The organism is Pasteurella multocida (genome assembly GCF_900187275.1).
In the GTDB taxonomy this organism is placed as follows: Bacteria; Pseudomonadota; Gammaproteobacteria; order Enterobacterales; family Pasteurellaceae; genus Pasteurella; species Pasteurella multocida.
Map to the genome: position 1 here is coordinate 1,644,324 of NZ_LT906458.1, position 17,206 is coordinate 1,661,529.

14 protein-coding genes and 4 tRNA genes are annotated in these 17,206 nt (G+C 41.5%); 8 read left to right on the top strand and 10 right to left on the bottom strand.

Annotated features, from left to right (window positions below):
* Positions 1–8: 8 nt before the first annotated feature.
* The 6 genes from dmsD to CKV69_RS07555 form a co-directional block, all read right to left on the bottom strand.
* On the bottom strand, positions 9–614 hold the full coding sequence (dmsD, locus tag CKV69_RS07530) for a Tat proofreading chaperone DmsD (RefSeq protein WP_016504488.1): 606 nt from the start codon (positions 612–614) through the stop codon (positions 9–11).
* 88 nt (positions 615–702) lie between these two features.
* A complete protein-coding gene (locus CKV69_RS07535; protein ID WP_014326468.1) occupies positions 703–1,551 on the bottom strand; it encodes a dimethyl sulfoxide reductase anchor subunit family protein in 849 nt (282 codons plus the stop codon).
* 1 nt (position 1,552) lies between these two features.
* Positions 1,553–2,173: a DMSO/selenate family reductase complex B subunit gene (locus CKV69_RS07540; RefSeq protein WP_005724710.1), complete on the bottom strand. Its 621-nt coding sequence runs from the start codon at positions 2,171–2,173 to the stop codon at positions 1,553–1,555.
* Positions 2,174–2,183: 10 nt separating this feature from the next.
* Entirely contained in the window at positions 2,184–4,622 is a 2,439-nt protein-coding gene (locus tag CKV69_RS07545) for a DMSO/selenate family reductase complex A subunit (protein ID WP_014326470.1), read from the bottom strand.
* A gap of 245 nt (positions 4,623–4,867) precedes the next feature.
* The gene (locus tag CKV69_RS07550; RefSeq protein ID WP_005718857.1) at positions 4,868–5,587 is read right to left on the bottom strand and encodes an MgtC/SapB family protein; all 720 of its coding nucleotides are present in this window, start codon (positions 5,585–5,587) and stop codon (positions 4,868–4,870) included.
* A gap of 143 nt (positions 5,588–5,730) precedes the next feature.
* Positions 5,731–7,224, bottom strand: coding sequence for a PTS transporter subunit EIIC (locus CKV69_RS07555; RefSeq protein WP_005724708.1), 1,494 nt, complete (start codon positions 7,222–7,224; stop codon positions 5,731–5,733).
* Positions 7,225–7,443: 219 nt separating this feature from the next.
* Between CKV69_RS07555 and ubiA the strand changes: the two genes are divergently transcribed.
* From ubiA to hslU, 3 genes are all read left to right on the top strand, one after another.
* Positions 7,444–8,307, top strand: a complete 864-nt coding sequence (gene ubiA / locus CKV69_RS07560) for a 4-hydroxybenzoate octaprenyltransferase (protein WP_014326471.1) — start codon at positions 7,444–7,446, stop codon at positions 8,305–8,307.
* Positions 8,308–8,418: 111 nt separating this feature from the next.
* Entirely contained in the window at positions 8,419–8,949 is a 531-nt protein-coding gene (gene hslV / locus CKV69_RS07565) for an ATP-dependent protease subunit HslV (RefSeq protein ID WP_005724701.1), read from the top strand.
* Between the two features lie 15 nt (positions 8,950–8,964).
* Positions 8,965–10,296 (top strand): HslU--HslV peptidase ATPase subunit, encoded by a 1,332-nt coding sequence (gene hslU, locus CKV69_RS07570; RefSeq protein ID WP_014326472.1) that lies wholly within the window; start codon positions 8,965–8,967, stop codon positions 10,294–10,296.
* A gap of 80 nt (positions 10,297–10,376) precedes the next feature.
* Here hslU and coaA read toward each other — a convergent pair whose 3' ends face one another.
* Positions 10,377–11,327 (bottom strand): type I pantothenate kinase, encoded by a 951-nt coding sequence (gene coaA, locus CKV69_RS07575; protein ID WP_010907311.1) that lies wholly within the window; start codon positions 11,325–11,327, stop codon positions 10,377–10,379.
* Positions 11,328–11,546: 219 nt separating this feature from the next.
* Between coaA and CKV69_RS07580 the strand changes: the two genes are divergently transcribed.
* From CKV69_RS07580 to tuf, 5 genes are all read left to right on the top strand, one after another.
* Positions 11,547–11,622: transfer RNA gene (locus CKV69_RS07580), tRNA-Thr, on the top strand.
* Positions 11,623–11,651: 29 nt separating this feature from the next.
* A tRNA-Tyr gene (locus CKV69_RS07585) sits at positions 11,652–11,736 on the top strand.
* Between the two features lie 46 nt (positions 11,737–11,782).
* Positions 11,783–11,857 (top strand) — tRNA-Gly (locus CKV69_RS07590).
* Positions 11,858–11,860: 3 nt separating this feature from the next.
* Positions 11,861–11,936, top strand: a tRNA-Thr gene (locus CKV69_RS07595).
* A gap of 108 nt (positions 11,937–12,044) precedes the next feature.
* On the top strand, positions 12,045–13,229 hold the full coding sequence (tuf, locus tag CKV69_RS07600) for an elongation factor Tu (RefSeq protein WP_005751979.1): 1,185 nt from the start codon (positions 12,045–12,047) through the stop codon (positions 13,227–13,229).
* Positions 13,230–13,351: 122 nt separating this feature from the next.
* On the opposite strand, the gene CKV69_RS07605 is transcribed toward tuf, so the two are convergent.
* From CKV69_RS07605 to denD, 3 genes are all read right to left on the bottom strand, one after another.
* The gene (locus tag CKV69_RS07605; RefSeq protein ID WP_014326473.1) at positions 13,352–14,692 is read right to left on the bottom strand and encodes a carboxylesterase family protein; all 1,341 of its coding nucleotides are present in this window, start codon (positions 14,690–14,692) and stop codon (positions 13,352–13,354) included.
* A gap of 64 nt (positions 14,693–14,756) precedes the next feature.
* Positions 14,757–16,223 carry a GntT/GntP/DsdX family permease gene (locus CKV69_RS07610; RefSeq protein ID WP_005751981.1) on the bottom strand — a complete coding sequence of 489 codons (1,467 nt, stop codon included), beginning with the start codon at positions 16,221–16,223 and terminating at the stop codon, positions 14,757–14,759.
* A gap of 11 nt (positions 16,224–16,234) precedes the next feature.
* Positions 16,235–17,182 carry a D-erythronate dehydrogenase gene (gene denD, locus CKV69_RS07615; RefSeq protein WP_014326474.1) on the bottom strand — a complete coding sequence of 316 codons (948 nt, stop codon included), beginning with the start codon at positions 17,180–17,182 and terminating at the stop codon, positions 16,235–16,237.
* Positions 17,183–17,206: the final 24 nt, after the last annotated feature.

The window sequence follows — 17,206 nt, forward strand, 5'->3', positions numbered from 1 at the left end:
CATGTGATTTAACGATAAAGACGTACGCTGTTCACTTGAATATCAAGCTGTTGCTGCCATTGATTTAACGTCGCTTGCGTCAATAACGCAAGACCTCGATAAAATACTGACGTTTGTTGATTCGCTAAAAGTTGTAAATAACGTGTTGACCAAGTAAAGACATGCTCACTTAAAAAGATAACCAATAATTCTGGGCGATTTTCCGCTAAATATGCAGACAGTAACAACATTAGCCCAATATGATCCTCTGGTTCATTTTGTGTGGTTACAAACTCAACACGGTGTTGGCGTAAAAATTCGCGTAATTTCAGTAAAGAATCACCAAAAAGTACTGACTCGGGATCAAGATAAACCGATCCCCAAGGTGGAGCACTCAAGGCAGCGGGACCAATAAATAATTCTTGGTATGTTGTATCTAATGCTTCGCTTGCAAGACCTTGCTGAATAGCCTGCAAGATCGTTGCATCCACTTCATGCTGCCATTCATGTTGCCAATCAGGCTGACGGAAAAAATCCAAAATGGATTCAAGCTGTGCTTCAGTCGGTGCATAATAAAATAAAGCACCTAATAAACGCCCTGATAAGGAAACCCATTGACGTTGTGGCATATTCATAACATGAATCCCCAAAATTTTCATAAAATAGACCGCACTTAGCACTTGTGTTGTTCAGGGCAGCGCGAGCGCTACCCCGTTAGGTTTACTATGCCCCGACAGCCATCCCAACCGTCATATGCAATCCATAAAATAACGTCCGCCCGATCATTTCAGCGGCGAACACCAATAACACGGCACAAAGTTTACTCATCCATGAAGCCGGTTTATGGAGCACATAGAATAAACAGGCTATTGCCAAACCCAATAACACAAAACGTAACGCACTTAAGGTGGCGAAATCTGGTACCAGTGCCGTCGCTTTTTGTGCTGACGTGACGACTGTGGATAACGCGAACCCTTGATAAATAATGACGATTGCGGCTACTAACGTTGTAATAGAAACAAGGGTTGGTACCCAAGAAACCACTTTAGCATCTGGTCGTTCACTATGTAATAAACCATAACCGAGGGTAAAACCTGCCAAAATAATGGTTAAATAAAAGCCCCAAGTAGTAAAACTGGTATGCCATGTTGGCACCGTTGAGATGTGATAAACCTTATTCATCATATACATAAAGATTAATCCCATCGCAGAGGCACATACCAATAAAAAGCGTCCAAATGCCTTTGGTAACTTGTCTAATATCGCAAATAACCAATATATGCCCGCAAGCGCAAAGAACAACGTACCGGTGGCAATTTCGTTACTCAACATAGATTCACCTACTCGATTTAATGCGTTAAATGCACGCAATGGCGAGCCTAAATGCGTGATAGAGGCAATAAAACCTATACCGAGTAACGCTAATAATACAAACATCGCTTTGTGCACATAAACACGATAGTGTTTGTCTTCTGTCGTAAATAGAACAATAGCAAAGAGTAAAAAAGCCCCCACAACTGATTGTGCTAATACGGTGAAAATCACTAAAGGTAATTCGTGTAATCCGTTCATCTTACACCTCCCTTGGATTCGCTAAAAAACCGGTTGTATCCCCCGTTGGACGCGCATTTTTATTGGTCTTAATCACCAAATTTGGCGCAGTATGTTCTGGCGAGGGTAATGGCGCAATCGCCGCTAAATCACCATAGGTTTTGCGTAGCTCATCAATGGGCGCGAAATCTAGAGCCCGTAATGGACACGCATCAACACAAATCGGTTTTTTCCCTTCCAATATACGTGAATGGCAGCCATCGCATTTAGTCATATGCCCTTTCATTGCATCATATTGTGGTGCATCATAAGGACAAGCCATATGACAATAACGACAACCAATACAGATTGCTTCATTCACGATGACAAAGCCATCTTCTGTTTTATGCATTGCACCCGTTGGACAAACTGACACACAAGCAGGATTGTCGCAGTGATTACAGGAAATCGATAAATAATAAGCAAAAACATTATGTTGCCAACATCCATTTGCTTGCTGTTGCCAGTCACCACCTGCATATTCATAAATGCGACGAAAATTCACGTTGGTATCGAGGTCTTTATAGTCTTTGCAGGCTAATTCACAAGTCTTACAGCCGGTGCAACGATCTGAGTCAAAATAAAAGCCATACTGAACACTCATCATTTACTCCTTACACTTTCGCAACTTGAACTAAGTTAGAATGCTGTGGATTACCCTTCGCGAGAGGCGATGGACGTTGTGTTGTCAATACGTTCACACAACCTGAATGATCCACACCTTGACTGTCTGGTGCATACCAAGCACCCTCACTTAACGCGACTACACCGGGGATAATACGAGGTGTCACTTTGGCATGAATCTGCACTTCACCACGATCATTAAAGATACGAATCATATCGCCATTTTTAATATCGCGTGCTTGTGCATCAATCGGATTAATCCACACTTCTTGCGGGGTCGCCGCCTTAATCACGTCCACGTTACCGTAAGTTGAATGTGTACGCGCTTTATAATGAAAACCTGTCATTTGTAACGGATATTTTTCCATTAATTTATCGCCATAGTGTTCAAAACTGTCAGCATGTACAGGCAATGGGTGAATCACTTCATCGTCTTTTAGCGACCACGTTTTGGCGATTTCCGCTAAGCGCTCAGAGTAAATCTCAATTTTACCGGATGGTGTTTTGAGAGGATTCGCTTGCGGATCTTCACGGAAAGCCTTATAAGCCACATAAAAGCCATTTGGATCGACTTTTTTAAAGATGCCTTGCTGTCTGAATTCTTCAAAGGTCGGCAATTCTGGCAAGTTTTCTCGGGATTGTTGATAAATATGACGGAGCCATTCTTCTTGTGTGCGCCCTTCAGTGAATGCTTGCTTAACCCCCATTTTCTCGGCTAAATCCGTTAACATGTCATAAATATTACGGCACTCAAAAGAAGGGGGGATCACTTGATCTGCAAAGATCACATAGTTCATATTGGCGACAAAGGCATCGGTACAAAAATCCATTTGCTCTGACGCAGTACAATCTGGTAACAAAATATCACTGTATTTTGCGGTTGAAGTCATATGATTATCAATGGTAATAATCAATTCACACTGTGTCTCATCTTGCAAAGTTTCGTGAGTACGATTGATGTCGGAATGCTGGTTAATCAAACAGTTACTCGCATAATTCCAAATCACTTTAATAGGTGCAGTGAGTTTTTCCACACCACGAATACCATCCGTTAATGCAGTCATTTCGTGCGCACGAAAAATCGCATCTGTCCATAAAAACATCGGAATACTGGCTTTCACTGGGTTTGTTAAGGTTGGCATACGGACAAAAGGGACTTTATAAGTGCTTTCCCTTGCTCCAGTATTGCCCCCATTAATTCCCACATTACCGGTCAGAATCGGTAACATAGCAATCGCACGAGAAATCAGCTCGCCATTACTGCGACGTTGTGGTCCCCAACCTTGCGAAATATAAGCAGGTTTCGTTCCGGCAATTTCTCGAGCCAATTTAATAATACGTTGTTCAGGAATTCCCGTAATTTTCGCCGCCCACTCCGGTGTTTTGACAATTCCATCATCCCCTTCCCCCAAAATATAGGCTTTATAATGCCCATTTTTTGGTGCGCCTTCAGGCAAGGTTTTTTCATCATAGCCAACACAATACGTATCTAAGAACGCTTGATCGACTAAATCTTCTGTAATCATCACATAAGCTAAAGCCGAAACTAAGGCGGCATCAGTACCTGGACGAATTGGAATCCATTCATCCTCACGTCCAGCCGCGGTATCAGTATAACGAGGATCAATAATGATCATTTTCGCATTCGATTTTTGTCGTGCTTGTTCAATACAATACGTCAATCCCCCACCGCTCATGCGTGTTTCTGCTGGATTATTACCAAAAAGGACAACCAACTTCGTATTTTCGATATCAGCTAAGCCATTTCCTAATGCCCAACCACCGCCATAGGTATAATCCAACCCGACTGCAATTTGTGCGGTGCTGTAATCACCATAATGGTTGAGATAACCCCCTAAACAGTTCATAAAACGGGCAAGCATAGTTGACCCCGGAGGCCAAGACTTAGTCATTGTGCCGCCCAGTGTACCTGTACCATAATTGAGATAAATCGATTCATTACCATATTGCGCAATATTCTTACGTAGTGAAGTAGCAATCTCATTTAGTGCTTCATCCCAACTGATACGCTTAAACTTACCTTCACCGCGTTTACCCACACGCTTCATTGGGTATTTCAAACGGTCTGGATTATAAACACGCCGGCGCATTGAACGTCCGCGTAAACACGCTCTGACTTGGTGGTCAACGTTATATGTATCCGTTCCCGTGTTGTCAGTTTCGACATAGATAATTTTATTGTCTTTCACGTGCATTCTCAGTGGACAACGGCTACCACAGTTCACTGTGCAAGCACTCCAAACCACTTTTTCCTGCAGATTTTCTGTTGATGAGGATGTCGCTTTTTTTTCATTAGCGACGGCTTTGAAAGGTAATGACAGATTGGTCGCAGCGAGCGCTGCACCAATTGAAGTTCTTTGCAGTAAAGAACGTCTGGTCAATCTTGAATTGACAAGCAATTTATCCATAACGTATCCCCCGATGGTTATGCTATAAACAGACATAGAAACATCTATTCTATTAAACAACCAAAAAGAGGTAGGGAATATGAGATAGATCAACTTTTATCTTTTAAGATAAAAAATAAGCCATATTATATGATATAAATCAATCACTTATAAAAATGATAATAATTAGCATTCAACTAGAATAGGCGTAAAAAAGACCATGATGTGATACTCATTACCGCATCATGGTCTGTTTCATGTCATGCTTAATTATCTAAATCCACACTCACCACTTCCGGCTCATTTTTTAGCAGCAAGTACACGTTTTGGAGCATGGTTTTGTCTGTAATCAAACAGCGCATATTTAAACGCACATCATCCGTATTGGGTAAGTCTTTCACACTTAAGCTATCCAGACGGTAATTATTGCTGATTAAAATATCTGTGACTTTACCAATCGCATTCGGTGTATTGAGCTGAATGGTAATCTTCGTTTTACGAATATTATTTTTACGACGGACTAAACTTTGCACTAAAGGACTTAAACGAACAGCAATTAAAATCATCACGGTCGCAATAATCGCATCAAAGAAAAAGCCTGCGCCACTGGCAATACCAATACCTGCAGCCGCCCAAATAATCGCAGCCGTCGTTAAGCCTGAAATCGCATCATTACTTTTACGTAAAATCACCCCCGCACCTAAAAAGCCAATCCCACTAATCACTTGCGCGGCTAAACGCATGGGATCGGTACGGATATTTTCTGACACTTGAGCATAATGCTCAGCGGCTTGAATAGACACAATGGTTAATACACAGGTTGTTACCGCGATAATGACGCAAGTCTTCACCCCTACTGCTTTACGTTTTAATTCACGCTCTAAGCCGATGATTCCGCCTAATAGCATTGCCATTGCCATTTTCGCTAAAATCGCAAAATGCGTTGAGGCTAAAAAAGCATCGAACAAATCTGTTAACATTTTCATAAATCTACTGCACTAAAATCAATCAATATTATCCCAATTCTAACAAGGACATAAGATAAGTCCATAGGCATCTCAAAATATATTTCTACGCAACAAAAATGCCTCTAAAATACTTTAGAGGCATGCTATCTTGGACAAGAAAATTAATCTTCTTTACCTAAAATTTGGTTAACTTCACTTTTGTATAACACCGCTTTTGCCCCAAAAATCGCTTGAATACCTCCACCAACTTCAAGAACATCAATTGCCCCTAATGCTTTTAAACGTGCTTTATCTACTGCTTTCACGTCTTTGACATTTACACGTAAACGCGTAATACAAGCATCCACATGTTCAATATTTTCAGCCTTGCCTAATGCCTCAATAATGTGATGTGCATTTTCAGTTAACGAAGAGTTAGTCGATTCAACCACTTCTTCCTGTTCTTCAGCTCTGCCCGGTGTCATCACATCAAATTTCGTAATCAGAAAGCGGAAGCTAAAGTAATATAACATTGCCCAAAACACACCGACAACGACTACGAGGATCCAGTTTGTGTTTTCATTCCCCTGTAAAATGCCAAATAAAAGGAAATCAATAAAGCCACCCGAGAAAGTATTACCAATCGAAATATTCAAGAAATCGGCAATAAAGAATGAAACACCATCTAAGAAAGCATGGAAAACATACAACCAAGGTGCCACAAATAAGAACATAAATTCGATAGGTTCTGTGATGCCTGTAATAAACGACGTTAAGGCGGCCCCTAAAAACAAACCACCAATCAAACCACGACGTGCTTTAGGTACACAGTGATACATTGCCAAACAGGCGGCGGGTAAGCCAAACATCATAGTATCGAAACGCCCCGCGAAGAAGCGAGTCCCTTCAGTGAATAACCCTTGATGGTTCGGATCAGCTAATTGTGCAAAAAAGATTTTTTGTGCCCCGATAATGGTTTCACCGTTTACAATTTCCGTTCCCCCTAACTCTGTATACCAAAAGAGCGGATAAATCATGTGATGTAATCCCACCGCTCCACTCAAACGCATCAAAAAGCCGTAAAAAAACGTCCCAATTGCGCCCATAGAGGCGATACCCTCACCCGCGGATACTAGCCAACCTTGGAAAGTTGGCCAAATAAGGAAAAAGAGGAAACCAACAAAAATTGCCGCAAACGCGGTAACAATAGGAACAAATCGCGATCCACCAAAGAACCCTAGAATTTGGGGTAACTGGATATTATGGTAACGATTATGTAACTTCACGGTTAATAATCCCATCACTAATGATCCAATCACCCCCGTATCAATCCCTTTCACTTCTGGCGAAAAAATACTGATTAAGGCATTAATGGTGCCCGTCATGATTAAATAACCGACTACCGCCGCTAATGCAGCGACCCCTTTATCACGTTTAGCCAGACCAATGCCTAAACCGATACAAAGTAATAACGCCAGATTAGCAAAAACCACACTGCCTGCGGCAGACATAATTTGGAAAATGCCTTGTAACACGGGGTTATCTAAAACAGGATAGGCCTGTACCGTCGCTTTATTCGATAATGCACCACCAATCCCTAGTAGCAAACCTGCAGCAGGTAGAATGGCAATTGGTAACATGAACGCTTTACCAATTTGTTGAAGCTGCTTAAACATAATGATCTCCTCTTCACACACAATGATTTGTACTAGTTTACCGCGTTTCTTAACCTAACATAGTGAAGTTAATCACATATTTATGATTTATCTCCTTATTTATCTTTGGAATGCTGCATAGAAGAAAAGAAATGAAATGTTTTTTGCTAACGATTTTGTCAAGAAATTTAGTAAAATTTGCAGTAAAATGACCGCACTTTTAACTCGTTTTGGGAAACTATGCCAATTTCTAAACAAAAATGGATTGCCTACGCACAGCTGATGCGATTTGATAAGCCAATTGGCACTTTACTCTTACTTTGGCCAACCCTTTGGGCATTATTTCTATCCGTCAAAGGCATGCCCGACTTGTCGATATTAAGTATTTTTGTCTTAGGCGTGATTTTTATGCGTGCCGCGGGTTGTGTGATTAATGATTATGCCGATCGTCATATTGATGGTGCCGTCAAACGCACCTCAAAACGACCGTTAGCAACGGGAGCCGCCACACCTGAAGAAGCAAAATGGCTGTTTGTATTACTGGTCTTCTGTTCATTCATATTAGTACTCTTTTTAAATACTTATGCTATCGTCTTGTCATTTATTGCTGTCTTTTTAGCCTTTATCTACCCCTTTATGAAACGCTACACCCATTTGCCACAACTGTTTTTAGGCATGGCATTTGGCTGGTCGATTCCCATGGCATATGGCGCCTCGATTGAAGCCTTACCGCTTGAATGCTGGCTGTTATTTTTCGCCAATTTAACGTGGACAGTCGCCTATGACACGCAATACGCCATGGTAGATCGCGATGATGATTTACGCATTGGGGTAAAATCCACCGCCATTTTATTTGCCCAATATGACAATAAAATCATCTCATTATTGCAAATCGTCACGTTATTTTTCTTAGGGCTAATTGGTTATCTTTCCCAGTTACATACCAGCTATTTTGTGGTGCTTTTCCTCGCCACTTTGTTATTTGTCTATCAATGCAAGCTCATCAAAGATCGTGAACGAGAATCCTGTTTCAAAGCCTTTTTAAATAACAACTACTTTGGCGCAATGGTATTTGTGGCGTTTCTCTTTGGTCTTTTTTATTAATTTGAAAAGTCGTTTAAGATAACTAAGCGGCTTTTCTCTCTCATGCCCTTGATCTTTCCCATTTCATCGCCATATAGTGCCTTATGATTTTGCAATAACAAAGGATACAAAATGACAACGATTGTAAGTGTTCGCCGTAATGGTCAAGTTGTGGTCGGCGGTGATGGTCAAGTTTCATTAGGCAACACCGTGATGAAAGGCAATGCGCGTAAAGTGCGTCGTTTATATAATGGCAAAGTGTTAGCGGGATTTGCTGGTGGTACGGCGGACGCGTTTACGTTATTTGAATTATTTGAACGTAAATTAGAAATGCATCAAGGGCATTTGTTGAAAAGTGCGGTGGAATTAGCTAAAGATTGGCGTACTGACCGTGCCTTACGTAAGTTAGAAGCGATGTTGATCGTGGCAGATGAAAAAGAAAGTTTAATTATTACGGGGATTGGTGATGTGGTGCAACCTGAAGCAGACCAGATTTTGGCGATTGGTTCAGGCGGTAATTTTGCGTTATCGGCAGCGCGTGCGTTAGTGGAAAATACAGAGTTATCTGCACGTGAGATTGTGGAAAAATCCTTAAAAATTGCAGGTGATATCTGCGTTTATACCAATACTCATTTTACCATTGAAGAATTACCTAATAGCTAGGTCATAGGAGTAAACATGTCTGAAATGACCCCAAGAGAAATTGTCTCTGAATTGGATCAACATATTATCGGTCAAGCCGATGCGAAAAGGGCGGTGGCGATTGCGTTGCGTAATCGTTGGCGAAGAATGCAATTACAAGAGCCACTTCGCCACGAAGTGACACCGAAAAATATTTTAATGATTGGTCCAACAGGGGTAGGGAAAACCGAAATTGCTCGTCGTTTAGCCAAACTCGCCAATGCGCCTTTTATTAAAGTGGAAGCCACCAAATTTACCGAAGTGGGCTATGTCGGGAAAGAGGTGGATTCGATTATCCGTGATTTAACCGACAGCGCGATGAAGCTAGTGCGTCAAACGGAGATTGAAAAAAATCGCTTCCGTGCCGAAGAAGCGGCAGAAGATCGTATTTTAGATGCCTTACTGCCACCTGCCAAAAATCAGTGGGGACAAGTAGAAGCCTCGGATAACAATAATGCAACTCGCCAAGTCTTCCGCAAAAAATTGCGTGAAGGGCAATTAGACGATAAAGAAATTGATATTGATGTTGCCGCCCCTTCTATGGGCGTGGAAATTATGGCGCCGCCGGGCATGGAAGAAATGACTAATCAATTGCAATCGATGTTCCAAAATCTTTCAAGCGGACAAACCAAAAAACGCAAAATGAAAATTAAAGACGCGTTAAAAACCTTGATTGATGATGAAGCAGCAAAACTGATTAACCCTGAAGATCTCAAACAAAAAGCCATTGATGCGGTGGAACAAAACGGGATTGTATTCATTGATGAGATCGACAAAATCTGTAAGAAAGGTGAATACAACTGTGCCGATGTCTCGCGTGAAGGGGTGCAGCGTGATTTGCTACCATTAGTGGAAGGCACAACGGTCAGTACTAAGCACGGTATGGTGAAAACCGACCATATTCTCTTTATTGCTTCGGGTGCATTCCAAGTGGCTCGCCCTTCGGATTTAATCCCTGAATTGCAAGGACGCTTACCAATTCGGGTGGAATTATCTGCCTTAAGTGCGGTGGATTTTGAAAGAATTTTAACCGAACCTAATGCTTCATTAACAGAACAATACAAAGCCTTGATGGCAACAGAAGGGGTGAACATTGAGTTTACTGGCGAATCAATTAAGAAAATTGCCGAAGCAGCATTCCGCGTTAATGAGAAAACCGAAAATATCGGTGCGCGCCGTTTACACACGGTGATGGAGCGCTTAATGGATAAAATTTCCTTTAATGCCAGTGACATGCAAGGTCAAGTGGTACGCATTGATGAAGCTTATGTGATGGATGCACTAGGCGATGTAGTAGAAAACGAAGATTTAAGCCGTTTCATTTTATAATCTTGCTTAACGTAAAACCGCACTTTATTTGAATCAATAAAGTGCGGTTTGTTTTTGTATGATTTCAATAGAAAGCAGAACTATTTACGTAATTTCACCAACTCTACGGCATGATCTGTGCCTTTGGTCAGAATTAAATTGGCACGTTCTCTTGTCGGTAAAATATTTTCTCTTAAATTTAACCCGTTAATTTCATCCCAAATCCGCCCTGCCGTACTGATCGCTTCAGGTTCTGATAAAGTAGCATAATGTTTAAAATACGAATTCGGATCGCTAAATGCGCTTTGACGGAATTTCAAAAAACGGCTGATATACCACGCTTTTAAGAGATCTTCATCTGCATCCACATAAATAGAAAAATCAACAAAATCAGAAACGAAAGTTTGACTAGAACGATCGCCTGTTTGTAGGACATTTAAGCCTTCTAAAATGAGAATATCAGGTTGATCCACCACATCAAATTGATCCGGTACGATATCATAAATTAAATGGGAATAAACAGGCGCACTCACTTTTGGTTTACCTGATTTAATATCAGCTAAAAAACGCACTAAACGCGCCGTATCGTAAGAAACTGGAAAACCTTTTTTATGTAAAAGATTGTCTTGTTGCAACTTAGCCAACGGATATAAAAAACCATCTGTCGTGATCAAATCCACTTTACGACGTTCTGGCCATTGGGAAAGTAACGATTGCAGAATACGTGCTGAAGTGCTTTTTCCGACGGCAACACTCCCTGCAATACTAATAATATAAGGTACTTTGTCAGGGTTGACGCCTAAAAAGCGATTCATCACTTGCTGACGCTGGATACGTTCTTCGATGTAATAATTAATTAAACGTACTAACGGCAAATAAATAGTTCGCACTTCATCTAAAGAAAGTTCTTCATTAATCCCAAGCAGGGGTTTTAAATCCTGTTCAGTTAAGGTTAACGGTACAGACTTTCTTAATTCAGCCCACTGCTCGCGGCTAAAAGATAAAAAAGGGGTTAATTGATTTGATAAAAAAGTTGAATTTGTTAAGTCCACAATCTGTTTAAGTTGTCACGTTGCAATAAATTGAGTATGAAATATACCCTATAAATAGGTAAAAAAGGATAAAAATTTTACAAAACTGGCTACTTTATAAGAAAAGATGGGCTTTTTGAGTGATAAATAGACGAACAAGTAAAAAAATCATTTTTTTTCAAAAAAACACTTGTCAGCGATGAAAATTTCCCTATAATACGCCTCACTTGCTTACGAGATGCCGACTTAGCTCAGTAGGTAGAGCAACTGACTTGTAATCAGTAGGTCACCAGTTCGATTCCGGTAGTCGGCACCATTCATTCTCGGCAAGTGTTCATTTAACGCGGAGGGATTCCCGAGCGGCCAAAGGGAGCAGACTGTAAATCTGCCGGCTCAGCCTTCGAAGGTTCGAATCCTTCTCCCTCCACCATTTTTTAAATGAAACTAGTTCTGATGGGTCAGATGAATTTAGGACTGCGGGCATCGTATAATGGCTATTACCTCAGCCTTCCAAGCTGATGATGCGGGTTCGATTCCCGCTGCCCGCTCCAAACGCTGATATAGCTCAGTTGGTAGAGCGCACCCTTGGTAAGGGTGAGGTCGGCGGTTCAAATCCGCCTATCAGCACCAGTCCTAGTATTTCCTTTCTGTCCTGTCCTTAATTAACAGCAAATTTGAATTTTGGTTAATGTGGTATATTGAACCATCCATAACCGTGTTTGTTTAGAGGGACTCTCAATGTCTAAAGAAAAATTTGAACGTACAAAACCGCACGTAAACGTGGGTACAATCGGCCACGTTGACCATGGTAAAACAACTTTAACCGCAGCAATCACAACCGTATTAGCAAAACACTACGGTGGTGCAGCTCGTGCATTCGACCAAATCGATAACGCGCCAGAAGAAAAAGCGCGTGGTATCACCATCAACACATCACACGTTGAATACGATACACCAACTCGTCACTACGCACACGTTGACTGTCCAGGACACGCGGACTATGTGAAAAACATGATTACCGGTGCAGCTCAAATGGACGGTGCTATCTTAGTTGTTGCGGCAACTGACGGTCCTATGCCACAAACACGTGAGCACATCCTTTTAGGTCGCCAAGTAGGCGTTCCTTACATCATCGTATTCTTAAACAAATGCGACATGGTGGATGATGAAGAATTATTAGAATTAGTTGAAATGGAAGTGCGTGAACTTCTTTCTCAATATGATTTCCCAGGTGATGATACACCAATCGTACGTGGTTCAGCGTTACAAGCGTTAAACGGTGTAGCTGAGTGGGAAGAGAAAATTCTTGAGTTAGCCAACCACTTAGATACTTACATTCCAGAGCCACAACGTGCAATCGACCAACCGTTCCTTCTTCCGATTGAAGACGTGTTCTCAATTTCTGGTCGTGGTACAGTAGTAACAGGTCGTGTTGAGCGTGGTATCATCCGTACAGGTGAAGAGGTTGAAATTGTTGGTATTAAAGCGACAACGAAGACCACAGTAACAGGTGTTGAGATGTTCCGTAAATTATTAGACGAAGGTCGTGCGGGTGAGAACGTTGGTGCTTTATTACGTGGTACTAAACGTGAAGAAATCGAACGTGGTCAAGTGTTAGCGAAACCGGGTTCAATCACGCCACACACTGATTTTGAATCAGAAGTTTACGTGTTATCAAAAGAAGAAGGTGGTCGTCATACACCATTCTTCAAAGGTTACCGTCCACAGTTCTACTTCCGTACAACGGACGTAACAGGTACAATCGAATTACCGGAAGGTGTTGAGATGGTGATGCCTGGTGATAACATCAAGATGACTGTAAGTTTGATTCACCCAATCGCGATGGACCAAGGTTTACGCTTTGCGATTCGTGAAGGTGGTCGTACAGTAGGTGCGGGTGTTGTAGCGAAAATTATCAAATAATTTGGCTTAACATGCGAAAGAAGGCGTATCGAAAGATACGCCTTTTGTGTTTATCAAACACTTAACTTAAAAAGTAAAGAGATAAAAAGGCAAGGTTGATCCTCACCTTTTCACATAGCTGATTATTTGGTTAAACGTTGATTAAGCAACCACATAATCGCTTCAGGACTGTTAAACACCGCATCCCACGTGTTATGTGGATTGTTATTCACAATGCCATTATCTCCGGCTTGTTGCATCGTAAATTCAGTATATTTCACCTTGTCTGACTTCACTTCATCTTTCAAAATCGCATAATTGATGCGCGAACCTGCAACCGGCGAAACCTTATCTTCGATACTGTGGAAAAACCAAATTGGGGTATTTTTCAATGCCGATAAATGTTGTACGGACGCATTACCCTCTATCCATTCAAGCGTATTAGCCTCACGTCCACTCATTAATAACGCTCCCGCAAAAAAGTGCGGTCGTTTTTGTAATAAATATAATCCCCCTTCTGCCCCACGCGAGAGCCCAATAACATAGATCCGCTGTGTATCAATATTTGGGTGGCTAGCAATCACATCATCTAACAGCTTGAAAAGGAGTTGGTGACGATTGTCGGTTTGCCAATGGATACCGGTCTTATCGAAAGCATCAAAAACCGCATCGTACTGAGGTGCCAAAACAAAACCGTCCTCATAAAGTAATGTGGCAATCGCACCTTTACTAGATAATAAATGTGCTAAATTATCTTTTCCTACCTGTCCAGAACCATGTAAAAATAAGGTTAATGGGTATTTTTTCCCGCTATCGACCGCGGGTTGATAAAAACGATATAAAAGTTGATTATCTTGCTGTGTATGCCAAACCCGATGCGCTGAGAAGTGATCTAGATAAGCGATGTTGATCTTTTCTTGCACTGCCGGTTGCTTAATTTCACTCGGCATCAGGGTTGTGCCATTGGTCAACTTTAACAAACCGGTTTGTTTAATACTGTATATTAATTTGTCACCATAAAACTCCGGCACACGATTTGCCTGCACCTTTTCGACTTCAATCATTTGCCCCGTTTTATCTTTTGCCTTAAATTTCATTGCCTGATTATTTTCCACTTTCAAAGCATAAAAATCGGCATTTTTATCACGTTCATCGAGTTCAAGGATCACAAATTTTCCTGCTTGTGGGCGATGTGTTCGACTTGGTTGATTATTAACATAAGCCTTCAAGAGTGTTCTTGGTTCACTCGTGGTTTGCTCAAGTGCGGTCTGAATTTGATAAAGTTGACGTAGATCGGTGCCCGCCAAAATATTCGCCTCATATTCCAATGCAATCCCTGTAATCTTCGCCCCTTTTTCAGTGACATCAGCCAATAATGTTGCTTGGATCGCTTGTGGTGGCTTTGCTACATCTGGTATTTGTGTCGTTGCCATACTGACGAATGGAAAACTGACACAAGCTAAGATCAAAATTTGTCTTAACATAATTTCTCTCCCTAAAAAAATAGCAACAAGCCCTCCTCGCCTTGTTGCTATCTTTGTTTAACCCTTAGAGTTTTTTACTCTGTAAATTGACATAAAGCAGAATTCCCGCCAACACACCGAGCGGTAACACCAAGTCTGTAATCGAACCATCATTGCCCCAAACTAAGTTCGCCAAAATCACTGAGCTACCACCAATTGCCCATGCGATTGTCGTTGGTACAGACCAAACAATCATTTGTTTCTTCACATCATTAATGCCCATCATGCGGTTCACGACCCAGAACAAGCTGTCATTAAAATAACCGAAGAACAAGGAGCCCATAGTCGCAGCCTGTGCCGCGAGTAACATATTCACCCCCGGAATCTGTGCTAGAATTGGCGCAGAAATCGAAGCCGCAGTGATCATAGCTACCGTACCTGAGCCCTGAATAAAGCGTACTAATGTTGAAACAATAAACGGAATCAAGATAGGTGAAATAGGTAAGGCAGCAACTTGTTCTGCCAATTCTTTACCCGCTCCACTATCACGTAATACCGCACCGAGCGCACCACCAGCACCCGTTACTAATAAAATAATGCCCGCCGTTTTTACCCCTTCTTCTAAATGCAGTGCTGTCGTGGTTTTATCGGCTTTAGGCAATAATGTGTACACAGCGACTAACACACTGATTGCAAGAGCAATCATCGGATGACCAATAAAGTTAAACACTTGGTATAGGGTGTTTTGTGCAAGTTCAGGAGTGTTTTTAGCCAGTAAACCTAAAATGGCTTTAATGAAAATAAGCGCAATCGGTAAAACAATCGGTAATAATGATAAACCTAAACTTGGTAAGTTTTTCTTCTCACGGCTTTCAATATAATCATCATACTTTTGTTTTAATTCTTCTTGACTAAACACTTCCTGATTAAAGGTTGGATACTTTTTGTCTAACCATTTAGCATACAGCACCATCCCAACTACAGGTAAAACGGCCAACGACATCCCGACTAATAACATTGCCCCAATATCAACATTAAATAAGCCGGCTACACCTAATGGACCGGGTGTTGGAGGAACAGTATGGTGCGTAACAACTAAGCCACCTGCTAATGCTACCCCTAAAGTCAATAAAGAACGTTTCCCATTTTTAGCTAACGCTTTTGCTACTGGATACAAAATCACAAAGGCTGAATCCACAAAGATTGGAATACTCACAATATAGCCAGTAATAGCCAATGCCCATTCTTCCTTCTTCTTGCCTAAAAACTTAATAAAGCTATAAGCCATTTTCTCTGCGGCACCCGAAACCTCAAGGATACTTCCCATCATGACACCGAGTCCAATTACAATACCAATCCCCCCTAACGTGCCTCCAAAGCCTTTGGTAATTGCACCCAGTGTTTGGTCAACATTCATCCCACCAATAAGCCCTGCTATCGCTGCCGCAATTAACATGGCAATAAAAGCATGAACGCGCGTTCTTAACACTAAAAAGACGAGCACAAAAACGGCCACTAATAAGCCGATTATTGGAATAGGTAATCCAAACATAACGCCTCCCGTTACATATCATATTGAATGAATTGTTGAATCACATCCGCAAAACGTTGATCGGCATGGAAACCTAAACCAAGTGCGTGTGAACAGTTAATTGCCGCAGGCCAACTGGCAACAATATTGTTAATCCCTTCGTCAAATGCCACATTGACATACTGTAAAATTGCATCCCCTTTTACCTTAGCTAACTCAGACAACATGTTTTCCACAGTCACAGTAAAGCCAGGTAAATTGATGACATGCCAATCTCTTGCAGGAAGAGAAGGTAGCTGAAGTGCGTGAATAAAATTATTCACGACTGTATTTGGACTTGATAGCCATAATTTTAATTGCACAGACACCGGGCAAATCGCCATTTCGTTATGCAACGGCTCACGAATAATACTGCTCACAAATGAAGAAGCGGCTTTATTCGGTTTACCCGGACGAATACAAATGGTCGGCAAGCGAAGCACGATGCCGTCCACAAACCCTTTGCGGCTATAATCATTAATCAATAATTCACACATGGCTTTTTGTGTACCATAGGTGGATTGTGGTGTGACGGCAGTATGATCCTCAATAACGTCAGGTAGCTTTCCTCCATAGACAGCTAATGAGCTGGTAAAAATAAAACGAATCTTTGGATTACGACGGCGGCAGCATTCGAGTAAATGACGCGTCGCTAAGAAATTAATCTCATAGCCTAAATCAGGATCTTGTTCCGCATGGCTACTGACAATCGCCGCTAAATGGAAAATAGCGTCTGTCTGCTGATCAATAATCTCATCCAATCCTTCTGGCTGGCGTAAGTCCATTTCTATACAACGTACTCTGGGATCATAATTGGGTGCGATAGGCTTAATCACATCAATTAAAATCAGCTCATCGACTTGTACATGTGGATGGGATAACAAGGTTTTTGCTAAACGCTGTCCAAGGAATCCTTGCCCGCCCGTAATGATAATTTTCATCTTTTTCTCCTCAAAAATTCACCG

What these genes read in the sequence shown, in the direction of transcription:
- CKV69_RS07610 (WP_005751981.1), bottom strand. Translation starts at nt 16,223, where the DNA reads ATGTTTGGATTACCTATTCCAATAATCGGCTTATTAGTGGCCGTTTTT.
- ubiA (WP_014326471.1), top strand. Translation starts at nt 7,444, where the DNA reads ATGCCAATTTCTAAACAAAAATGGATTGCCTACGCACAGCTGATGCGA.
- CKV69_RS07550 (WP_005718857.1), bottom strand. Translation starts at nt 5,587, where the DNA reads ATGAAAATGTTAACAGATTTGTTCGATGCTTTTTTAGCCTCAACGCAT.
- CKV69_RS07545 (WP_014326470.1), bottom strand. Translation starts at nt 4,622, where the DNA reads ATGGATAAATTGCTTGTCAATTCAAGATTGACCAGACGTTCTTTACTG.
- CKV69_RS07555 (WP_005724708.1), bottom strand. Translation starts at nt 7,224, where the DNA reads ATGTTTAAGCAGCTTCAACAAATTGGTAAAGCGTTCATGTTACCAATT.
- CKV69_RS07535 (WP_014326468.1), bottom strand. Translation starts at nt 1,551, where the DNA reads ATGAACGGATTACACGAATTACCTTTAGTGATTTTCACCGTATTAGCA.
- tuf (WP_005751979.1), top strand. Translation starts at nt 12,045, where the DNA reads ATGTCTAAAGAAAAATTTGAACGTACAAAACCGCACGTAAACGTGGGT.
- hslU (WP_014326472.1), top strand. Translation starts at nt 8,965, where the DNA reads ATGTCTGAAATGACCCCAAGAGAAATTGTCTCTGAATTGGATCAACAT.
- denD (WP_014326474.1), bottom strand. Translation starts at nt 17,182, where the DNA reads ATGAAAATTATCATTACGGGCGGGCAAGGATTCCTTGGACAGCGTTTA.
- dmsD (WP_016504488.1), bottom strand. Translation starts at nt 614, where the DNA reads ATGAATATGCCACAACGTCAATGGGTTTCCTTATCAGGGCGTTTATTA.
- CKV69_RS07605 (WP_014326473.1), bottom strand. Translation starts at nt 14,692, where the DNA reads ATGTTAAGACAAATTTTGATCTTAGCTTGTGTCAGTTTTCCATTCGTC.
- hslV (WP_005724701.1), top strand. Translation starts at nt 8,419, where the DNA reads ATGACAACGATTGTAAGTGTTCGCCGTAATGGTCAAGTTGTGGTCGGC.
- CKV69_RS07540 (WP_005724710.1), bottom strand. Translation starts at nt 2,173, where the DNA reads ATGAGTGTTCAGTATGGCTTTTATTTTGACTCAGATCGTTGCACCGGC.